A 17,190-nucleotide genomic window follows, 5' to 3' on the forward strand; every position below is an offset into this window, starting at 1 on the left:
GTCATCGCCGGAAGGCCCAGTCGGGCAGGTGGGCGTGCGCCACGAACGATCGCACGATCTCGCCGAGTCCGTGCTCGCGTTCGAGGCGCAGCGCCGCCGCGGCGTGACGATCGGCGTGGGTCGAGCGTCCGAGCGCCCAGGCGAGCCATGCGGCAGTCGCCAGCGGACCCGCCCGGTGGGCCTCGGGCGTGCGGGCGGCCACGTGCCGCACCAGCTCGAGCGCCGCCTCGAGCCGGGTCGGGTCGGGCCGTTGGCTCTCGCCCCACATGACCGACGCCAGGTCGGCGGGGTACTCCTCGCCGTCCTCCCACCGGCGTTGCGCGTCGAGGGCGGCATCCCCTCCGGCCCGGTCGGTCGCCCACTGCACGATCCCGACGTCCCGGAGCGACGGACGTGCGAGGCACCACGCGAGCACGGCCGTCCGCATCGGGTCGAGGTGCGCGGCATCCCACGTCAGGCAGGTCTCGAACAGGGCGGGCAGGTCGTCGAGCGCGCAGCCCGCCTCGAGCGCCGCCGGATCGATGCGCGTCGGGGCATCCGCCAGGGCCGGGATGCCGCACAGCACGGCCAGCGCCGACTCGAGCGACTGCAGGGCGGCGGCGACGTCCGCGATGACGACGGGGTCCGCGGTCGGCAATGCGGCGCCGTCGTGCTGGTCGTGATCCAGGCGGGGCAGGTGACGCTCGAGTTCTGCGAGCGCGCGGCCGCCGCGGGGCAGCCGCTCGTCATAGTGCGAGCCCCAGCCGTCGCTCGCGACGGTGAGCGCGTCGACGATCCCGAGTCCGCAGGTCGCCGCAGCCCGTTCGAGCGCCTCGGCCAGGTCGCCGTGGGGGAGTCGGCGACGAGCGGATGCCGCCGTGTAGACGACCGCGGTGAAACCATCGGCATCCGACACCCGGCAGATCATGCCGACGACGGTCGACGCGACGGGATCGAGCGGAGCGCCCCGGGGTGGCAGGTCGATGCGCAGGGCGCCGAGACTGCGCCCGCGGGTCATCGGGACGACGACGAGGCTCTCGGTGGGGGTGAACCCGAGCAGGCGGGGGACGAGGGCGAGGAAGTGCGCGGAATCCGCGGCGGTGACGATGGTCGACATGGCCCCACGGTCGTCGGGCGGGACCCCTCGCGGGCGCGAGGATGCGAGGCTGTGGACGATCCGCCGAGGATGCCCCCGGTTAGGGGAGCTCCGCGCCGTCCGGCCGCACCGGCACATTACGATGGAGACATGGATGAGGTCTGGAGCGCGGTCATCTGGGGACTGATCCCCACGATCGTGGTGGCCGGGCTCTTCGCCTTCGTGATCCGCAGCATCCTTCGCATGGACCGCACCGAGCGAAAGCTCTACGCGCAGGTCGAGGCGGAGGAGCGGAGCAAGCGAGGTCTTCCTCCCCGCGACGAAACCGCCGGTCGATCCGCCAAACGATAGGCTGACCCCACACTCTCTGGGGGCCTCGTGATCAGCATCAGCGTCGACTGGACGTGGACGTGGTGGATCGTCCTCGTCCTCCTGTTCGACATCTCGGTGCGCGCCATCGCGGTCTTCATCATCCCGCGCAACCGCCGCCCGACCGCGGCGATGGCCTGGCTGCTGGCGATCTACTTCATCCCGGTCTTCGGCATCCTCCTCTTCCTCCTCATCGGCAACCCGCGTCTTCCGCGCAAGCGCCGCAAGGAGCAGGAGTCGATCAACGACGCCTTCCGTGCCGCGAGCGAGGGTCTCGACTTCGGCACGCTCCGCCCCGACGCCCCCGAGTGGTTCACGCAGCTTGTCGGCCTGAACCGCAAGCTCGGCGCTCTTCCCATGGCCGGGGACAACGGGGCGCAGATCATCTCGGACTACCAGGGCAGCCTCGACACGATGGCGTCCGAGATCGACCGCGCCCAGCGCTACGTGCATGTCGAGTTCTACATCCTGCAGTCCGACGGCGCCACCGACGGCTTCTTCGCCGCGCTCGAGCGCGCGGCCGCCCGCGGGGTGAGGGTCCGAGTGCTGCTCGATCACTGGGCGAACCGCTGGAAGCCGAACTATCACGCGACGCTTGCGCGCCTCGAGCGGATGGGCGCGGAGTGGCACCTGATGCTTCCGGTGCAGCCGCTGAAGGGCAAGTACCAGCGGCCCGACCTGCGCAACCACCGCAAGCTGCTCGTGATCGACGGCGCTGTCGGGTTCGTCGGTTCGCAGAACGTCACCGACCGCAGCTACAACCTGAAGACGAACCTGCGCCGCGGGCTGCAGTGGGTTGACCTGATGGTCCGCGTCGACGGGCCGGTCGTGGCATCCCTCTCGGCCGTGTTCGTCTCGGATTGGTACGGCGAGACCGGCGAGGTGTTCGCGGTCGAATCCGACTTCCTGATGGATGCCGGGACCGGCGACCTCGACTGCCAGATCGTCCCGAGCGGGCCGGGGTTCGAATACGAGAACAACCTGAAGCTGTTCCTGAGCCTCATCTTCGGCGCGAAGAAGAAGATCGTCATGGTCAGCCCGTACTTCGTGCCCGACGAGGGACTGCTCCTCGCGATCCAGACCGCCTGCCACCGCGGCGTCGAGGTCGAGCTGTTCGTGTCCGAAGAGGGCGATCAGGCGATGGTCTACCACGCGCAGCGCAGCTACTACGAGCAGCTGCTCGCGACCGGTGTGAAGATCTGGATGTACAAGCGGCCTTACATCCTGCACTCCAAGTCGATGTCGATCGACGACGAGGTCGCCGTGGTCGGGTCGAGCAACATGGACATGCGCTCGTTCGGCCTCAACCTCGAGGTGACGATGCTCGTCCGAGGGGCGGAGTTCGTCGAGCAGCTCCGCACGGTCGAGGACCAGTACCGCGGCATGTCGCGCGAGCTGACGATCGCTGAATGGGAGAAGCGGCCTATGCGATCGGTCGTGCTCGACAACCTCGCCCGGCTGACGTCGGCGCTGCAGTAGGGGTTCCTCCCCGGCGGGCGAATTTCCGCCGTTGCGCACACAGGGCGGGGCGCGGCATCCGTTCGCCTTTCGCATCAGCGACCGTGACGGGATGCGCGCGCGATCCCTCCCCGACGGGCTCGGGGAGCCGTTCTCGGTCGCGCAGGCGCGCGCGGCGGGAGTGAACCGGTCGCGACTGCGGGCCGCGGACCTGACACGTCCGTTCCACGGCGTACGGTCGACGGCTGTTCCCGACGGCGACCTTGCGCAGATGGTCGCGGCCTACGCCTGCGCGATGAGCCCGCACGTCTTCTTCAGTCACGTGACGGCCGCGGAATTGTGGGGGATGCCGCTTCCCTCCTCCGCGGGTGGGCCGCTGCACGTCTCCGTGCGCGCGCCGCATCGCGCGCCAGCCGGGGCCGGTGTGGTGGGACACGCGGTGCACCCGTCGATGGTGGGGGTGGTGCGGCATCCGCTGTTCGGGGTGCCGGTGACGTCGCCCGCGACGACCTGGGCGATGCTCGGGGGTGCGCTCGGGAACGTGCGCGATCTGGTCGCGACCGCGGATGCCGCTGTGCGCGAGCCGATGCACCCGGCCGATCCGCCGGCGCTCACGACGCGGACGCAGCTCGCGCGCGCGGTGGCGGCTGGCCGTCGTGTCGGCGCCGCGCGTCTGCGCGAGGCGTTGCCGCGGGTCTCGGTGCGGTCGAGGTCGCGGCCCGAGACGTGGCTGCGCCTGATCGTGGTGGACGCCGGTTTCCCGCCTCCGGCCGTGAACCATGACGTCGTCGCTCGGGGGATGTGGTTGGCGCAGGTGGATCTCGCGTACCCGGCTCGGCGCGTGGCGCTCGAGTACGAGGGCGAGCATCATCTGACCGATCCGGCGCAGTGGGCCGCCGACCTCGCGCGCTACGACCGACTGGTCGAGGCCGGGTGGCGGGTGCTGCGGGTGACGAAGGGCGACGTGTTCGGAGACCCGCGTGACCTGCTCGCGCGACTGGGGCGGGCTCTGGCCTGAGGTGTGCGGCTGGGTGCGCGGCGGTGCGTGGTCGGTCGCGCGGCGCGGGCGTTCGGTCGCGCCGAATGGCGGGTGCGCGGGCGCGAAGGTCACCGTTCGGCGCGACTGAATCGCGAGGCGTGTGTTCAGTCGCGCCGAATGGCGGGTGCGCGAGCCTCGAGGTCGCCATATGGCGCGAGTGAATGTGCGGGTTGCCCGGGCATGCGAGATGCGGGTGCGGGTGTGCTCGCCCGAGCTCAGTCGCGCCGTATGGCGGGTAGACGGGTGCGGAGGTCGCGACATGGCGCGAGTGAATCCCGGGGCGTGCGTTCAGTCGCGCCGTATGGCGGGTACACGGACGCGGAGGTCGCCATTCGGCGCGACCGAACGCGCAACGCCACACGACGCGCGGCGGGCTCAGTCCGCGCGCACGAGCAGCTCGCCGACCTCGCAGTCGAGGGCGCGGCAGATGGCCGACAGGGTCGAGTACCGGATCGCGCGGGCGCGGTCGTTCTTGAGGATCGACAGGTTCACAACCGAGACCCCGACGATCTCGGAGAGGCGCGTCAGCGTCATCCCGCGTTCGGCGAGCAGTTCGTCGAGTCGACAGTGGATGCCGGTGAGCTCGTCCTCCTCGGTCGGACTCACACGAGCCCCTCGGTGTCGCGCTGCAGTCGCTCGCCCTGCGCGAAGGCGCTCGCCAGCACGGCCGCGGCGACGGCGACCAGCAGGATCGGCAGCAGGGGCAGCAGATCGAGCATCGACAGCGTCTCGAACCGGATGCCGAGGGATTGCATCGCGTGCTGTCGCCCCATCCCGTCGACGATCGGCCACGCGAACACGGCCGCCGTCAGCGTTCCGGCGATCACCGCAAGCGCGCGGGTGGCGCCCCCGGCGAACACGCGTCCCCGGCGCACGGCGAGAGCGACGCGCATGAGCGCTGCGGCCACGACCACGCTCGCGACGGCGACGAGCAGGACCGTCGCGATCATCCAGGAACGGCCGCCGACGCCGAGATCGGGCGCCCGGACGCTCACGGTATCCACCGTCGTCCCCACCGAGAGTCCCAGTGCAGCGGATGCCGCATCCGCCCCGACCGTCACGGCAGGGCCCTCGGGGCTCAGGATCTCGGTGATGCGGAACACAGCGACGGCCAATGCCGCGAGGGAGGCGGCGACGCCGTAGACGACGAGGTCCAACGCGCCCGTGGTCCGGGTCCCGGCGGCCATCAGACGAGCCCCGTCACGTCCCGCTGGAGGCGGGAGCCGTAGCGGAAGAACGCAGCCAGAGCAGCGAGGCCGAGGCCTGCCGCGATGGGCCAGAACGGGAAGGTGATGAGGAGGTTGGCCTGCGGAACCCAGGCGGCGAAAGGGTCTTCGATCCCGGGAATGTCTTTCCAGGATCTGCCCGTCACCTCGAATACCTGCGACGACGCCACGCTTCCCGCGATGTCTCCGAACACCTGCGCAAGAGTGCCGCCGGCAGTGACGCACACGGCCGACACCGACGCCATCCGCGCAACCACCGGAGCGAATCCGCGGCCGGACAGGAGGTGGGAGCACGCAACGGCGACAAGAGCGGCAATCGACGCGGGCACCAGCCAGGCAGCGACCTGACTGATCGCCCAGGTGATCCGTGCGGCAGGGTTCAGACCCGCCACGTCGAGCGTCACGGAATCGAAGCCGCCGCTCACGCGCGTGGCCTCCGTCGGCTCGGCGCGGACCTGGCTGGGCAGTTCTGGCCAGAAGCTTTGAATCGGCATGGTGATCGACACTGTCGGCGAGAGGAGGATGAACAGGAGCGTGACGAGTGCGCCGACGGCCGACACTCCGGCCCACACGACAGCCACGATCTGGGTGACGCGCACCAAGGACGTCGGGTCCTTCTGTTCGCGTCGACGCTCACCCGCAGCAAGGACGAACGCGAGGATCATCGCCGCGATCAGGATCACGACGAGCATCGCGGCCATGCCGATCATCCAGGTGAATCCGCCCACGTCACACCAACCCTTCGGTCTCGCGCTGCAACCTCGCGCCCTGCTGGAAGATCACGCTCAACGCCCCGAGCCCCAGCGCCACACCGAGAGGCCATACCGGTGGGTTCAGGCTGAACGCCCTCGGCGCCGTCACAGGGGAGTCGGCGATCGGCTCCGCCAGGACGGATTGTGCAACCAGGAACGAGCCGACGTCATTGAGGAGAGACCCGAGCGTGCCGGCCACGAGCACGACGATCGCGCTGACGAGCAGCCACCGCGCGGAGCGAGCGGCGAACGGCGCTCGTGTCAGGGCGCGCTGGCCGAGGACGGCGATGACTACTCCTGGGACCGCCGCGACGAGCAGAGAGAGGACGCTCCCGAAGCCGAGCAGCGCACGCAGTCCGCCGTCGAGGCCACTGACCGTGGCGCTCGCCGAATCGGCGACCGCGCAGTGCAGCACAGCGCCCTCACCTGTGATCCCGCCGCCGCGCGACTGGCACGGGAGCTCGGTCGGCCACCTGAGCGAGACAGGCATCTCAGTCAGGTCGTATGGGCCGCCGGACACCCAGCGGATGATCGTCACGACGATCCCGAGCACCACGATCGCCACCCACACGCGGGCCATTGCAGCGATCACGTCGAGCAGGACCGACGGAGACTTCCGGCGCCGCGCATCCCACACCATCAGCCCGACGATCGCCGCGACGATCGCGAGCCCGATGGTGCCCCACAACAGCACGCTCGGCATGTCCGTCCCAGAAACCATTCCCGCCCCCATAACGACATTCGTTGTTATCGACAAACGTTATGCCCACGGATGCCGCGGCCGCAAGCCCCGGCATCCCGTATGCCCACGGCGAACACGGGCATACCGGCATCCCGCCGTCGTTAGCCTCTACGTAAGACGCCGCCAGTGCGTCGAGTGGAGGTGGAGACGATGTTCGAGAGATTCACAGACCGTGCACGTCGTGTGGTGGTGCTCGCCCAAGAAGAGGCGAAGATGCTGAACCACAACTACATCGGCACGGAGCACATCCTCCTCGGCCTGATCCACGAGGGTGAAGGCGTCGCCGCCAAGGCCCTCGAGAGCCTGGGCATCTCGCTCGACGCCGTGCGCGAGCAGGTCCAGGACATCATCGGGCAGGGGCAGCAGCAGCCTACGGGTCACATCCCGTTCACGCCGCGTGCCAAGAAGGTGCTCGAGCTGTCGCTGCGCGAAGCGCTGCAGCTGGGCCACAACTACATCGGCACCGAGCACATCCTGCTCGGGCTCATCCGCGAGGGTGAGGGCGTCGCCGCGCAGGTTCTCGTCAAGCTCGGCGCCGACCTGAACAAGGTGCGCCAGCAGGTCATCCAGCTGCTCAGCGGCTACCAGGGCAAGGAGCCCGCGGGCGTCGCTTCCGGCGCCGGCGAGCAGGCCCAGGCCACGGCGCAGGGCGGCTCCGCCGTCCTCGACCAGTTCGGCCGCAACCTTACGCAGGCAGCGCGCGACAACAAGCTCGACCCCGTCATCGGGCGCGAGAAGGAGATCGAGCGCGTGATGCAGATCCTGTCGCGCCGCTCGAAGAACAACCCCGTCCTCATCGGTGAGCCCGGTGTCGGCAAGACCGCCGTCGTCGAGGGCCTCGCTCAGGCGATCGTCAAGGGCGAAGTTCCCGAGACGCTCAAGGACAAGCAGGTCTACTCGCTCGACCTCGGTTCGCTGATCGCCGGTTCCCGCTACCGCGGTGACTTCGAGGAGCGCCTCAAGAAGGTCACCAAGGAGATCCGCACGCGCGGCGACATCATCGTCTTCATCGACGAGATCCACACCCTCGTGGGTGCGGGTGCCGCCGAGGGCGCGATCGACGCCGCCAGCATCCTGAAGCCGCTGCTCGCCCGCGGTGAGCTGCAGACGATCGGTGCGACGACGCTCGACGAGTACCGCAAGCACTTCGAGAAGGATGCCGCGTTGGAGCGCCGTTTCCAGCCGATCCAGGTGGCGGAGCCGAGCCTTCCCCACGCGATCAACATCCTGAAGGGCCTGCGCGACCGCTACGAGGCTCACCACAAGGTGCAGATCACCGACGGCGCCATCGTCGCCGCGGCGAACCTCTCCGACCGGTACGTCTCGGACCGCTTCCTGCCCGACAAGGCCATCGACCTGATCGACGAGGCCGGCGCACGCCTGCGTCTGTCGATCCTGTCCAGCCCGCCGGAGCTGCGCGAATTCGACGAGAAGATCGCCAAGGTCCGCGAGGACAAGGAAGCCGCCAGCGAGGAGCAGGACTTCGAGAAGGCAGCCTCCCTGCGCGACGAGGAGAAGTCGCTCCTGGCCGAGCGTCTGCGCCTCGAGAAGCAGTGGCGCTCGGGTGACGTCGCGTCGCACGCGGTCGTCGACGAGGGTCTGATCGCCGAGGTGCTGGCGCAGGCCACCGGCATCCCCGTCTTCAAGCTCACCGAAGAGGAGACCAGCCGTCTCGTCTTCATGGAGAAGGCCCTGCACCAGCGCGTCATCGGTCAGGAGGAGGCCATCGCGGCCCTCTCCCGCACGATCCGTCGCCAGCGTGCCGGACTCAAGGACCCGAACCGCCCCTCGGGCTCGTTCATCTTCGCCGGCCCCACGGGCGTCGGTAAGACCGAGCTCGCCAAGGCGCTCGCCGAGTTCCTCTTCGACGACGAGGGCGCGCTGATCTCCCTCGACATGTCGGAGTTCGGCGAGAAGCACACGGTCTCGCGACTGTTCGGTGCCCCTCCCGGGTTCGTCGGCTTCGAAGAGGGCGGCCAGCTCACCGAGAAGGTGCGCCGCAAGCCGTTCTCCGTGGTCCTCTTCGACGAGATCGAGAAGGCCCACCCGGACATCTTCAACTCGCTGCTGCAGATCCTCGAAGAGGGTCGACTGACCGATGGTCAGGGCCGCGTGGTCGACTTCAAGAACACCGTGATCATCATGACGACGAACCTCGGTTCGTCGGCGATCGCCGGTGGTCCGGTCGGCTTCCAGGTCGAGGGCAACTCGCAGACGACCTACGAGCGGATGAAGGGCAAGGTCGACGAGGAGCTGAAGCGTCACTTCAAGCCCGAGTTCCTCAACCGTGTCGACGACGTCATCGTCTTCCCGCAGCTCAACAAGGCCGAGCTGCGCCAGATCGTGACGCTGTTCACGAAGCGCCTCAGCGAGCGTCTGCTCGACCGTGACATGACGGTGGAGCTGACGGATGCCGCCAAGGACCGCCTCATCGAGATCGGGTTCGACCCGACCCTCGGTGCCCGGCCCCTGCGCCGCGCCATGCAGCGCGAGGTCGAGGACCAGCTCTCCGAGCGCATCCTCCGTGGCGAGCTGAACGCCGGCGACCACGTCGCGGTAGACGTCCAGAACAACGCCTTCGTCTTCGCGACGACCCGCCAGGAAGGCCGCGAAGCGGTCGGTGTGGGCGCCGCGGGCGAGATCACCGCGAGCCCGGACATCATCGCCGGGTCGTAAGCGACACGAACGACAGGGGTCGGATGCCGAGAGGCATCCGACCCCTTCGTCGTTCAGTCCCGGCGGACCAGGAAGACGTCGACCTCGTCCTCGCTGTCGAGGATGAAGCCGTGACGCTCGTAGAGGCGGCGGGCCGGGCTCTGCTGCAGGACATTGATGCGCCAAGGTCCCGGGTGGTCTTCGGCGAGGACCGACTGCAGGACCTGCGTCCCCACACCGTGCCCCTGCACACGCTCGTCCAGATAGAAGTGCTCGATCCACGTACCGTCCGGGGCCGAGCGGACGGCGACGCAACCGGCATCCGCCCCGTCGACGACGATCACCCGGGTCAGGGCAGGATCGAAGGCGTCGAGGAACCGCTGCCGCACCCGCTCGGGGCTGAAGACGCCGAGACGCTCGAGATCGGGGCGCATGACGACGGCGCGGAGTTCAGCAATCCACGTCGCGTCTGCGGGCGTCGAGGGGCGGGTCGTCCAGCGCATCCGTCCATTCAACCCCGGCGGGCGCGACGCCGAGATATCGCGTGCGATTCGTCGCCTCCGCTGACAGGCGAGGATGGTCGGGTGCCTCTCCTCGTTCGCCTGGCCGTCCTCGACGGTGCCGATCTCGGCCTGGTCGCTGCGATGCTGGCTGACTATCACGCGCAGACCGAGGGCGAGAAGGTCGAACAGGGGCTCGCCGAGCGGGGCCCGTTGCCCGAGCGTTACGCGGCCGAGGTGCGCGACCCTGCGGCAGCCTTCGCAGGCGCCGAGGTGATCGTCGCAGAGCGCGACGGCAGCGCGATCGGGATGGCGGTGCTGCACCGGTCGGGATCGGATCTCGAGATCAAGCGGCTCTGGGTCGCGCCCGCGGGGCGTCGCTCCGGCGCCGGGTCGACGTTGCTGACGGATGCCGCCGACCGCGCGCGTGCCGTCGGTGCGACCGGACTTCGCCTGTCGGTCTGGGACTGGCGTGCCGACGCGCTCGCCCTCTACGCGCGGCAGGGCTTCGTCGAGGCGCCGTCATGGGAGTCGCGCGATCGGCTCGTGTGCCTCCGCCTCGTGCTCTGACCCGCTGTCGTCGGATGCGAGGGATGCCGGCGCCGCGAGGCATCCGAACGTGGCCGCACGTGCGAACGGACCGGGTGCGCCCTCAGCAGCACCCGGCCCGTCCGGGTCGATCAGGAGCGCGTGTCTCCGAAGACGTCCTTCTCCATGGCGTCGTAGCCCTCGCGCTGCGGGTCGCCGTGGAGGCCGCCCGAGAGCGCATACTCCTCCTCTGGCGAGAGGATGAGGCGCTTACGGCCGTAAACGGCGAACCCGATGAAGATCACGACGTAGACGATGATGATCGCGACGATCGCCAGGAGGAACGTCTCGTTGAACAGCAGTCCGACGAAGACGATCGCGGCGATGATCGCGGCCGAGTAGGCGCCGAACAATCCCCACGGGCTCTTGTAGGGCCGCGCCGCGTTCGGGAACTTCTTCCGCAGGATGATGAACGACACCATCTGCAGGAAGTACGCGAGCACCGCGCCCCACACCGCGATGTTCAGGACGATCGCGCCGGCCGGGCTCGTGTCGCCGCCCGCGGCCTGCAGGATCACGAGGGCGATGAAGCCGAGCACGGCACCGAACGTGAGCGCGACCCACGGGGTCTGACGCTTGCCGGTCAGTGACAGCCAGCGCGGGTAGTACCCGGCCCGCGAGAGGGAGTACATGTTGCGTCCGTAGGCGAACATGATGCCCATCAGCGACGCGAGGAGGCCGACGAGGGCGAGAAGTGACAGGATCGCGGCGGCCTGGTCGGGCAGGAACGCCTGGAAGCCTTCGAGCAACGGCTCGGTCGACGGCCCGGTCGCTTCCGCGCCGAGCACGCCCGTGTTGATGAAGAGCACGATGAGGCCCGTCACGATGAGGGTGCCGCGCGCCCAGAGGCCGGCGCGAGGGATGTCGCGGGCCGGGTTGTGCGATTCCTCAGCCGCCAGCGGAAGCTCTTCGATCCCCAGGAAGAACCACATGGCGAAGGGCAGCGCGAACAGGACCGCGCCGATTCCCTCGGGCAGGAAGACGGACGCGCCGAACGCGTCCGGGTTGGGGGCCATGTCCCACAGGGAGTCCCAGCTGAACGCGCCGGACGCGACGGCCATCACCCCGAACACGACGATGATGCCGATCGAGATGATCGAGACCACGATCGCGAAGCCGAACGACACCGCGGCGCCCGCGGCGTTGAGCCCGATGAAGAGGGCGTAGAGGATGACCCACCACAACCACGGCGGCAGGCTCACACCGGTGAGCAGGTTCAGCGCCTTGTCGGCGTACGAGCCGGAGAAGTAGACGACGACGGCAGTAGTCGCGACGTACTCGATCGTCTCCGCGAGACCGGTCGCGAGCCCTCCCCACGGCCCCATCGCGGAACGCGAGAACGAGTAGGCACCGCCGGTGTGCGGCATCGCGGCGGCCATCTCGCCGATCGAGAAAGTGAGTCCGTAGTACATGAGCACGAGCACGGCGAAGGCGATCAGCATGCCGCCGAAACCGGCGAAGTCGATGCCGAAGTTCCACCCCGAGAAGTCGCCCGAGATGACGGCGGCGACGGCGAGGCCCCAGAGCCCCCAGACTCCAGCGGAGCGCTTCAGGGTGCGTTTCTCGAAGTAGCCCTCTTCGGCTCGGGCGTAGCGCACGCCGCCGGTCGCGGGGGGAGTGGTGCTCGGATTCGTCATGAGACCTCCTGGCTGCGGGTCGGCGCGAGGCGCGCCGTCGGGTCGGCGCGCTGGCTCACGCCTTGCGGAAGAGTGTGGCGTCTATTGGTATGCCATGTCTACCTTTGGGATGTAGCGTTCTCGTTACAGCCCCACGACGATCCCGCACAGTGCACGACGGAAGGACCACGGATGCCCGGAAACCTGACGGTGGACGAACTCGCCGATGCGATCGCTGCCGACGAGATCGACACGGTGATCGTCGCCTTCCCCGACGCGCAGGGACGCCTCGTCGGCAAGCGCGTCGCGGGCCGCTTCTGGCTCGACGAGGTCGCCGGGCACGGCGCCGAGGTCTGCGACTACCTCCTCTCGGTCGACGTCGACGTCAACACGATCGACGGCTACGAGATGTCGGGCTGGGACAAGGGCTACGGCGACCTCGTGCTCCGCCCCGACATGGCGACGCTCCGCCGCATCCCCTGGCAGCCGGCGACCGCGCTCGTCATGGCGGATCTGGACTACGTGCGCGGCGGTGCGGTCATCCAGTCGCCCCGCGGCATCCTGAACGCGCAGCGTCAGCGGCTCGCCGACCGCGGTCTCGTCGCCTACTCGGGTACGGAACTCGAGTTCATCGTCTTCGACGACTCGTTCCGGGATGCCTGGGCCAAGCGTTACGTCGGACTGCAGGCATCCACCGACTACAACGTCGACTACAACCTGCTCGCCACGACCCGTCTCGAGCCGCTGCTGCGCGACATCCGCCGTGGCATGGAGGGTGCCGGGCTCTACTGCGAGGGCGTGAAGGGCGAGTGCCACGACGGGCAGCAGGAGATCGCGTTCCGCTTCGCCGAGGTGCTCGAGACCGCCGACCAGCACACGATCTACAAGAACGGGGCGAAGGAGATCGCCGACGCCCACGGCAAGTCGCTGACCTTCATGGCGAAGTTCGATCAGCGCGAGGGCAACAGCTGCCATATCCATCTGTCGGTCCGCGGCGAGGACGGCGAAGCGGTCATGGCGGGCGACGGCGAGCACGGGTTCAGCCCGCTCATGGAGCACTGGATCGCCGGCATCCTTGCGACACTGAAGGAGTTCACCCTGCTCTACGCGCCGACGATCAACTCGTACAAGCGCTTCGCGAAGGGCTCCTTCGCCCCTACCGGCATCGCATGGGGAGTCGACAACCGCACGTGCGCGCTCCGCGTCGTCGGGAAGGGCTCGTCGCTGCGGGTCGAGAACCGCGTGCCGGGCGGCGACGTCAACCCCTACCTCGCCATCTCGGCGATCATCGCGGGCGGTCTGCACGGCATTGAGCACGAGCTCGAGCTGCCCGGACCGCTCACCGGCAACGCCTACGACTCCGACGTCGATCACCTGCCGACGACGCTGCGGGAGGCGGCGGACTTGTTCGAGGCCTCCGAGATCGCCCGCGCCGCGTTCGGCGACGAGGTCGTGGCCCACTACCTGCACCAGGCGCGCGTCGAGGTCCTCGCCTACGACGCCGCCGTGACCGACTGGGAGCGCATCCGTGGCTTCGAACGTCTCTGATCTCGCGGGCGGTCGCCGCCCCGTCATCGGACTCACCACCTACCTCGAGCGCGCGGTGCAGGGGGTGTGGGACGTCCGCGCGAGCTTCCTGCCGCAGCAGTACTTCGACGCCGTGACCGCCTCGGGCGGCGTCGCCGTGCTGCTTCCGCCGCAGCCCTCCGCCCAGGCCGCGGCGGCGGTCGTGCTCGACGGACTCGACGGCCTCATCCTGACCGGCGGACTCGACGTGCAGCCCGAGCTGTACGGAGCGCCCCGGCATCCGCTCACGGATCCTGCCCGCGCCGACCGTGATGAGTGGGAGCTCGCCCTGCTCGCCAGCGCCCGCGAACGCGGCATCCCGGTCTTCGGCATCTGCCGCGGACTGCAACTCATCAACGTCGCCTACGGCGGCACGCTGCATCAGCACCTTCCCGAGGCCGTCGGGACCGAACGCTACAAGATCGGCGGCGGGGTCTTCGCCGAGAACACCGTCGAGGTGGATGCCGACACGAAGCTCGCGGGCCTCATCGGCGCCGGTCCCTACGGCGTCCACAGCTACCACCACCAGGGCGTCGACCGCCTCGGCGAGGGGCTCGTCGTCACCGCCCGTACCGACGACGGGCTCGTGCAGGCGTTCGAGACACCGGGCGACGACTACCTCGTCGCGGTGCAGTGGCACCCCGAGGAGAACTCCGCCGATCGGCGCCTCTTCCTCGGCCTGGTCGCCGCCGCCGACGCCTACGCCGCCTCGCACCGGGGAGTCTCCGCATGAGCGCCTTCACCGTCCTCAACCCCGCGACCGGCGCCGCCGTCCGCGACGTCGCGCTCGCCTCGGTGGAGGAGACGGATGCCGCGGTCGCCCGCGCCGTCCGCGCGCAGCGCGCGTGGGCCGAGCTGGCCCCCGTCGCCCGCGCCGATGCGCTCCGGAACTTCGCGCGCGTGGTCGAGGACCACGTCGAGGAACTCGCCCAGCTCGAGGTGCTCGAGGCGGGGCATCCGATCTCGTCCGCCTGGTGGGAGGCCTCGCACGTCGCGCAGGTGCTCAACTACTACGCCGGTGCGCCGGAACGCTTGGTCGGAAGCCAGATCCCCGTCGCCGGCGGGCTCGACGTGACCTACCACGAGCCGTACGGGGTCGTCGGGATCATCGTGCCGTGGAACTTCCCCATGACGATCGCGGCGTGGGGATTCGCGCCCGCGCTCGCGGCCGGGAACGCCGTCGTGCTGAAGCCCGCCGAGATGACCCCGCTGACCGCGATGCGTCTCGGCGACCTGGCACTCGAGGCGGGGCTGCCGGACGGCGTCTTCACCGTCATCCCCGGTGCCGGCCCTGTCGTCGGCGAGCGGTTCGTGACGCATCCCGACGTCCGCAAAGTCGTGTTCACCGGGTCGACCCGCGTCGGCACCGAGGTCGCCGCGGGCTGCGCGGGCCAGCTCAAGCCCGTGACGCTCGAGCTCGGCGGCAAGAGCGCCAACATCGTGTTCGCCGACGCCGACCTCGAGGCGGCCGCCGCGGCCGTCCCCGGCTCGGTCTTCGACAACGCCGGGCAGGACTGCTGCGCCCGCAGCCGCCTGCTCGTCGAGCGCTCGGTGTTCGACCGGTTCCTCGAGCTCGTCGAGCCCGCCGTCGCCGCATGGCGCGTCGGCGACCCGAACGACGAGTCGACCGAGATGGGACCGCTGATCTCGGCGGGCCAGCGCGACAGGGTCGCCTCGTACGTCGAGGGAGCGAACGTTGCGTTCCGCGGATCGGCCCCCGAGGGCGAAGGATTCTGGTTCGCGCCCACCGTCGTGCTCGCCGGGCGAGGCGACCGCATCGCGACGGAAGAGGTCTTCGGACCCGTCGTCGCGGTGCTGCCGTTCGACGACGAGGTCGACGCGATCGCTCTCGCCAACGACACCGTCTACGGGCTGGCGGGCTCGATCTGGACGCGCGACCTGGGTCGCGGCATCCGCGTCTCCCGAGGCGTGCAGAGCGGCGTGCTGTCGGTGAACTCGCACTCGTCGGTGCGCTACACGACCCCCTTCGGCGGCATGAAGGCCTCGGGTCTCGGCCGCGAGCTCGGACCCGACGCGGCCGAGCACTTCACCCAGACCAAGAACGTCTTCTACGCCACCTCCTGACCCGGAAGGACTTCCCCGAATGGATCTCACCCAGCGCCTGCGCGACCGCGTCGCCATCATCACCGGCGGTGCCAGCGGCATCGGCCTCGCGACCGCGCGGCGGTTCGCCGCCGAGGGGGCCCGCGTCGTCATCGCCGACCTCGACCCCGTGACCGGCCAGAAGGCCGCCGACGAGGTGGGCGGCGTCTTCCGCCAGGTGAACGTCGCAGACCAGGCATCCGTCGACGCGCTCTTCGACGGTGTCGCCGCCGACCTCGGTTCGGTCGACATCGCCTTCAACAACGCCGGCATCTCTCCCGCCGATGACGACTCGATCGAGACCACCGAGCTGCCCGCGTGGGACAAGGTGCAGGACGTCAACCTCAAGAGCGTCTACCTCTGCTCGCGCGCCGCGCTGCGCCATATGGTGCCGGCGGGCAAGGGCTCGATCATCAACACGGCGTCGTTCGTCGCACTGCTGGGCTCGGCCACCTCGCAGATCTCGTACACCGCGTCGAAGGGCGGTGTGCTCGCGATGACCCGCGAGCTCGGCGTGCAGTTCGCCCGGCAGGGCATCCGCGTCAACGCGCTCTGCCCGGGACCGGTGAACACGCCGCTGCTGCAGGAGCTGTTCGCCGCCGACCCCGAGCGCGCCCAGCGACGGCTCGTGCACGTGCCGATGGGCCGCTTCGCCGAGCCCGAAGAACTCGCCGCCGCCGTCGCCTTTCTCGCCTCGGACGACGCCTCGTTCATCACCGCGAACGCGTTCGTCGTCGACGGCGGCATCACCAACGCCTACGTGACGCCGCTGTGATCCCGGCCGCGTCGTCGCCGGATCTCGGCAGCACCGTCTACCGACCGGTGCGCGGCGGCAACGCGCTCGAGGACACCGTCGCACGGCTCGTGCAGACCGTGCGGCTCGGCGTGGTCGCGCCGGGGGAGTCCCTCCCCTCGGAGCGCGAGCTCGCCGAGCGCTACGGCGTGAGCCGTGACACCGTGCGGCAGGCGATCGGCGAGCTCGCCGACGCCGGTTACGTGGTGCGGCGGCGGGGGCGATACGGCGGCACGTTCGTGGCCGATCCGCTGCCCGTGCCCGCGGGCCCGGTCGACGTGGCCGAACTCGAGGACATTCTGGGCCTGCGCCGCGTGCTCGAGGCGGGCGCCGCGCGCGCCGCTGCGTCGCAGGAGTTGACGGATGCCGCCCGCTCCGCGCTCGAGCAGCATCACCGCGCGACCGTCGGAGCCGCAGAGGGGGAGTACCGCCGGCTCGACTCGCTGCTGCACCTGGCCATCGCGGAGGCCAGCGGCATCCCGTCGCTGCTGCCGCTGGTCGTCGAGAACCGGGCGCGCATCAACGCCTGGCTCGACACGTTCCCGCTGCTGCCGCGCAACATCGAGCATTCCGACGCGCAGCACGAGCGGATCGTCGCGGCGATCCTGGCGGGGCGGGCGGACGCGGCCGAGGCCGCCGTGCTCGAGCACCTCGCCGGGTCGGAGGCGCTGCTGCGAGGGTTCTTGGGCTGAGGTCGCGGCCCGTACG

At 69.7% G+C, this 17,190-nt stretch carries 17 protein-coding genes; 10 read left to right on the forward strand and 7 right to left on the reverse strand.

Annotation, left to right across the window (positions count from 1 at the left end):
- Window position 1 precedes the first annotated feature (1 nt).
- A complete protein-coding gene (locus Q9S78_RS03305; RefSeq protein WP_020097795.1) occupies window positions 2-1,096 on the reverse strand; it encodes a DUF4192 family protein in 1,095 nt (364 codons plus the stop codon).
- 129 nt (window positions 1,097-1,225) lie between these two features.
- On the opposite strand from Q9S78_RS03305, the gene Q9S78_RS03310 reads away from it, so the two are divergent.
- The 3 genes from Q9S78_RS03310 (at window position 1,226) to Q9S78_RS03320 (ending at window position 3,920) form a co-directional block, all read left to right on the forward strand.
- Window positions 1,226-1,426: a hypothetical protein gene (locus tag Q9S78_RS03310; protein WP_020097796.1), complete on the forward strand. Its 201-nt coding sequence runs from the start codon at window positions 1,226-1,228 to the stop codon at window positions 1,424-1,426.
- 27 nt (window positions 1,427-1,453) lie between these two features.
- Window positions 1,454-2,923, forward strand: a complete 1,470-nt coding sequence (gene cls / locus Q9S78_RS03315; RefSeq protein WP_020097797.1) for a cardiolipin synthase — start codon at window positions 1,454-1,456, stop codon at window positions 2,921-2,923.
- Window positions 2,924-3,014: 91 nt separating this feature from the next.
- Complete coding sequence (locus Q9S78_RS03320) at window positions 3,015-3,920, forward strand: endonuclease domain-containing protein (protein ID WP_311868846.1); 906 nt, start codon at window positions 3,015-3,017, stop codon at window positions 3,918-3,920.
- 396 nt (window positions 3,921-4,316) lie between these two features.
- Here Q9S78_RS03320 and Q9S78_RS03325 read toward each other — a convergent pair whose 3' ends face one another.
- From Q9S78_RS03325 to Q9S78_RS03340, 4 genes are read right to left on the reverse strand one after another with little or no spacing between them, the layout of a single operon-like run.
- On the reverse strand, window positions 4,317-4,547 hold the full coding sequence (locus Q9S78_RS03325) for a helix-turn-helix domain-containing protein (protein WP_018185733.1): 231 nt from the start codon (window positions 4,545-4,547) through the stop codon (window positions 4,317-4,319).
- Entirely contained in the window at window positions 4,544-5,128 is a 585-nt protein-coding gene (locus Q9S78_RS03330; RefSeq protein ID WP_311868848.1) for a hypothetical protein, read from the reverse strand. The genes Q9S78_RS03325 and Q9S78_RS03330 overlap by 4 nt, the downstream gene beginning before the upstream one ends.
- Window positions 5,128-5,895, reverse strand: coding sequence for a hypothetical protein (locus Q9S78_RS03335; RefSeq protein WP_018185731.1), 768 nt, complete (start codon window positions 5,893-5,895; stop codon window positions 5,128-5,130). Before Q9S78_RS03335 ends, Q9S78_RS03330 begins: the two co-directional genes overlap by 1 nt.
- A gap of 1 nt (window position 5,896) precedes the next feature.
- Window positions 5,897-6,640 (reverse strand): hypothetical protein, encoded by a 744-nt coding sequence (locus Q9S78_RS03340; protein ID WP_311868850.1) that lies wholly within the window; start codon window positions 6,638-6,640, stop codon window positions 5,897-5,899.
- Window positions 6,641-6,811: 171 nt separating this feature from the next.
- Between Q9S78_RS03340 and Q9S78_RS03345 the strand changes: the two genes are divergently transcribed.
- Window positions 6,812-9,337 (forward strand): ATP-dependent Clp protease ATP-binding subunit, encoded by a 2,526-nt coding sequence (locus tag Q9S78_RS03345; protein WP_026302767.1) that lies wholly within the window; start codon window positions 6,812-6,814, stop codon window positions 9,335-9,337.
- Window positions 9,338-9,390: 53 nt separating this feature from the next.
- On the opposite strand, the gene Q9S78_RS03350 is transcribed toward Q9S78_RS03345, so the two are convergent.
- A complete protein-coding gene (locus Q9S78_RS03350) occupies window positions 9,391-9,819 on the reverse strand; it encodes a GNAT family N-acetyltransferase (RefSeq protein ID WP_311858700.1) in 429 nt (142 codons plus the stop codon).
- 81 nt (window positions 9,820-9,900) lie between these two features.
- Here Q9S78_RS03350 and Q9S78_RS03355 point away from each other — a divergent pair, with 81 nt between their 5' ends.
- Complete coding sequence (locus Q9S78_RS03355) at window positions 9,901-10,386, forward strand: GNAT family N-acetyltransferase (protein WP_311868852.1); 486 nt, start codon at window positions 9,901-9,903, stop codon at window positions 10,384-10,386.
- Window positions 10,387-10,496: 110 nt separating this feature from the next.
- Here the strand turns inward: Q9S78_RS03355 and Q9S78_RS03360 are convergent, their stop codons facing one another.
- Window positions 10,497-12,041 (reverse strand): amino acid permease, encoded by a 1,545-nt coding sequence (locus tag Q9S78_RS03360; protein WP_311858704.1) that lies wholly within the window; start codon window positions 12,039-12,041, stop codon window positions 10,497-10,499.
- Between the two features lie 171 nt (window positions 12,042-12,212).
- Between Q9S78_RS03360 and Q9S78_RS03365 the strand changes: the two genes are divergently transcribed.
- From Q9S78_RS03365 to Q9S78_RS03385, 5 genes are read left to right on the forward strand one after another with little or no spacing between them, the layout of a single operon-like run.
- A complete protein-coding gene (locus Q9S78_RS03365) occupies window positions 12,213-13,568 on the forward strand; it encodes a glutamine synthetase family protein (protein WP_311858705.1) in 1,356 nt (451 codons plus the stop codon).
- Window positions 13,549-14,319, forward strand: a complete 771-nt coding sequence (locus Q9S78_RS03370) for a gamma-glutamyl-gamma-aminobutyrate hydrolase family protein (RefSeq protein WP_311868854.1) — start codon at window positions 13,549-13,551, stop codon at window positions 14,317-14,319. Before Q9S78_RS03365 ends, Q9S78_RS03370 begins: the two co-directional genes overlap by 20 nt.
- A complete protein-coding gene (locus tag Q9S78_RS03375) occupies window positions 14,316-15,671 on the forward strand; it encodes an aldehyde dehydrogenase family protein (protein WP_311868856.1) in 1,356 nt (451 codons plus the stop codon). The genes Q9S78_RS03370 and Q9S78_RS03375 overlap by 4 nt, the downstream gene beginning before the upstream one ends.
- A gap of 19 nt (window positions 15,672-15,690) precedes the next feature.
- A complete protein-coding gene (locus Q9S78_RS03380) occupies window positions 15,691-16,464 on the forward strand; it encodes a 3-oxoacyl-ACP reductase (RefSeq protein WP_116227981.1) in 774 nt (257 codons plus the stop codon).
- Window positions 16,461-17,174 (forward strand): FadR/GntR family transcriptional regulator, encoded by a 714-nt coding sequence (locus Q9S78_RS03385; protein ID WP_116227982.1) that lies wholly within the window; start codon window positions 16,461-16,463, stop codon window positions 17,172-17,174. The genes Q9S78_RS03380 and Q9S78_RS03385 overlap by 4 nt, the downstream gene beginning before the upstream one ends.
- Window positions 17,175-17,190 lie beyond the last annotated feature (16 nt).

Source organism: Microbacterium aquilitoris, assembly GCF_031932285.1.
Lineage (GTDB): Bacteria > Actinomycetota > Actinomycetes > Actinomycetales > Microbacteriaceae > Microbacterium > Microbacterium aquilitoris.

What these genes read in the sequence shown, in the direction of transcription:
- Q9S78_RS03305 (WP_020097795.1), bottom strand. Translation starts at nt 1,096, where the DNA reads ATGTCGACCATCGTCACCGCCGCGGATTCCGCGCACTTCCTCGCCCTC.
- Q9S78_RS03310 (WP_020097796.1), top strand. Translation starts at nt 1,226, where the DNA reads ATGGATGAGGTCTGGAGCGCGGTCATCTGGGGACTGATCCCCACGATC.
- Q9S78_RS03320 (WP_311868846.1), top strand. Translation starts at nt 3,015, where the DNA reads ATGCGCGCGCGATCCCTCCCCGACGGGCTCGGGGAGCCGTTCTCGGTC.
- Q9S78_RS03330 (WP_311868848.1), bottom strand. Translation starts at nt 5,128, where the DNA reads ATGGCCGCCGGGACCCGGACCACGGGCGCGTTGGACCTCGTCGTCTAC.
- Q9S78_RS03340 (WP_311868850.1), bottom strand. Translation starts at nt 6,640, where the DNA reads ATGGTTTCTGGGACGGACATGCCGAGCGTGCTGTTGTGGGGCACCATC.
- Q9S78_RS03345 (WP_026302767.1), top strand. Translation starts at nt 6,812, where the DNA reads ATGTTCGAGAGATTCACAGACCGTGCACGTCGTGTGGTGGTGCTCGCC.
- Q9S78_RS03350 (WP_311858700.1), bottom strand. Translation starts at nt 9,819, where the DNA reads ATGCGCTGGACGACCCGCCCCTCGACGCCCGCAGACGCGACGTGGATT.
- Q9S78_RS03360 (WP_311858704.1), bottom strand. Translation starts at nt 12,041, where the DNA reads ATGACGAATCCGAGCACCACTCCCCCCGCGACCGGCGGCGTGCGCTAC.
- Q9S78_RS03365 (WP_311858705.1), top strand. Translation starts at nt 12,213, where the DNA reads ATGCCCGGAAACCTGACGGTGGACGAACTCGCCGATGCGATCGCTGCC.
- Q9S78_RS03375 (WP_311868856.1), top strand. Translation starts at nt 14,316, where the DNA reads ATGAGCGCCTTCACCGTCCTCAACCCCGCGACCGGCGCCGCCGTCCGC.
- Q9S78_RS03380 (WP_116227981.1), top strand. Translation starts at nt 15,691, where the DNA reads ATGGATCTCACCCAGCGCCTGCGCGACCGCGTCGCCATCATCACCGGC.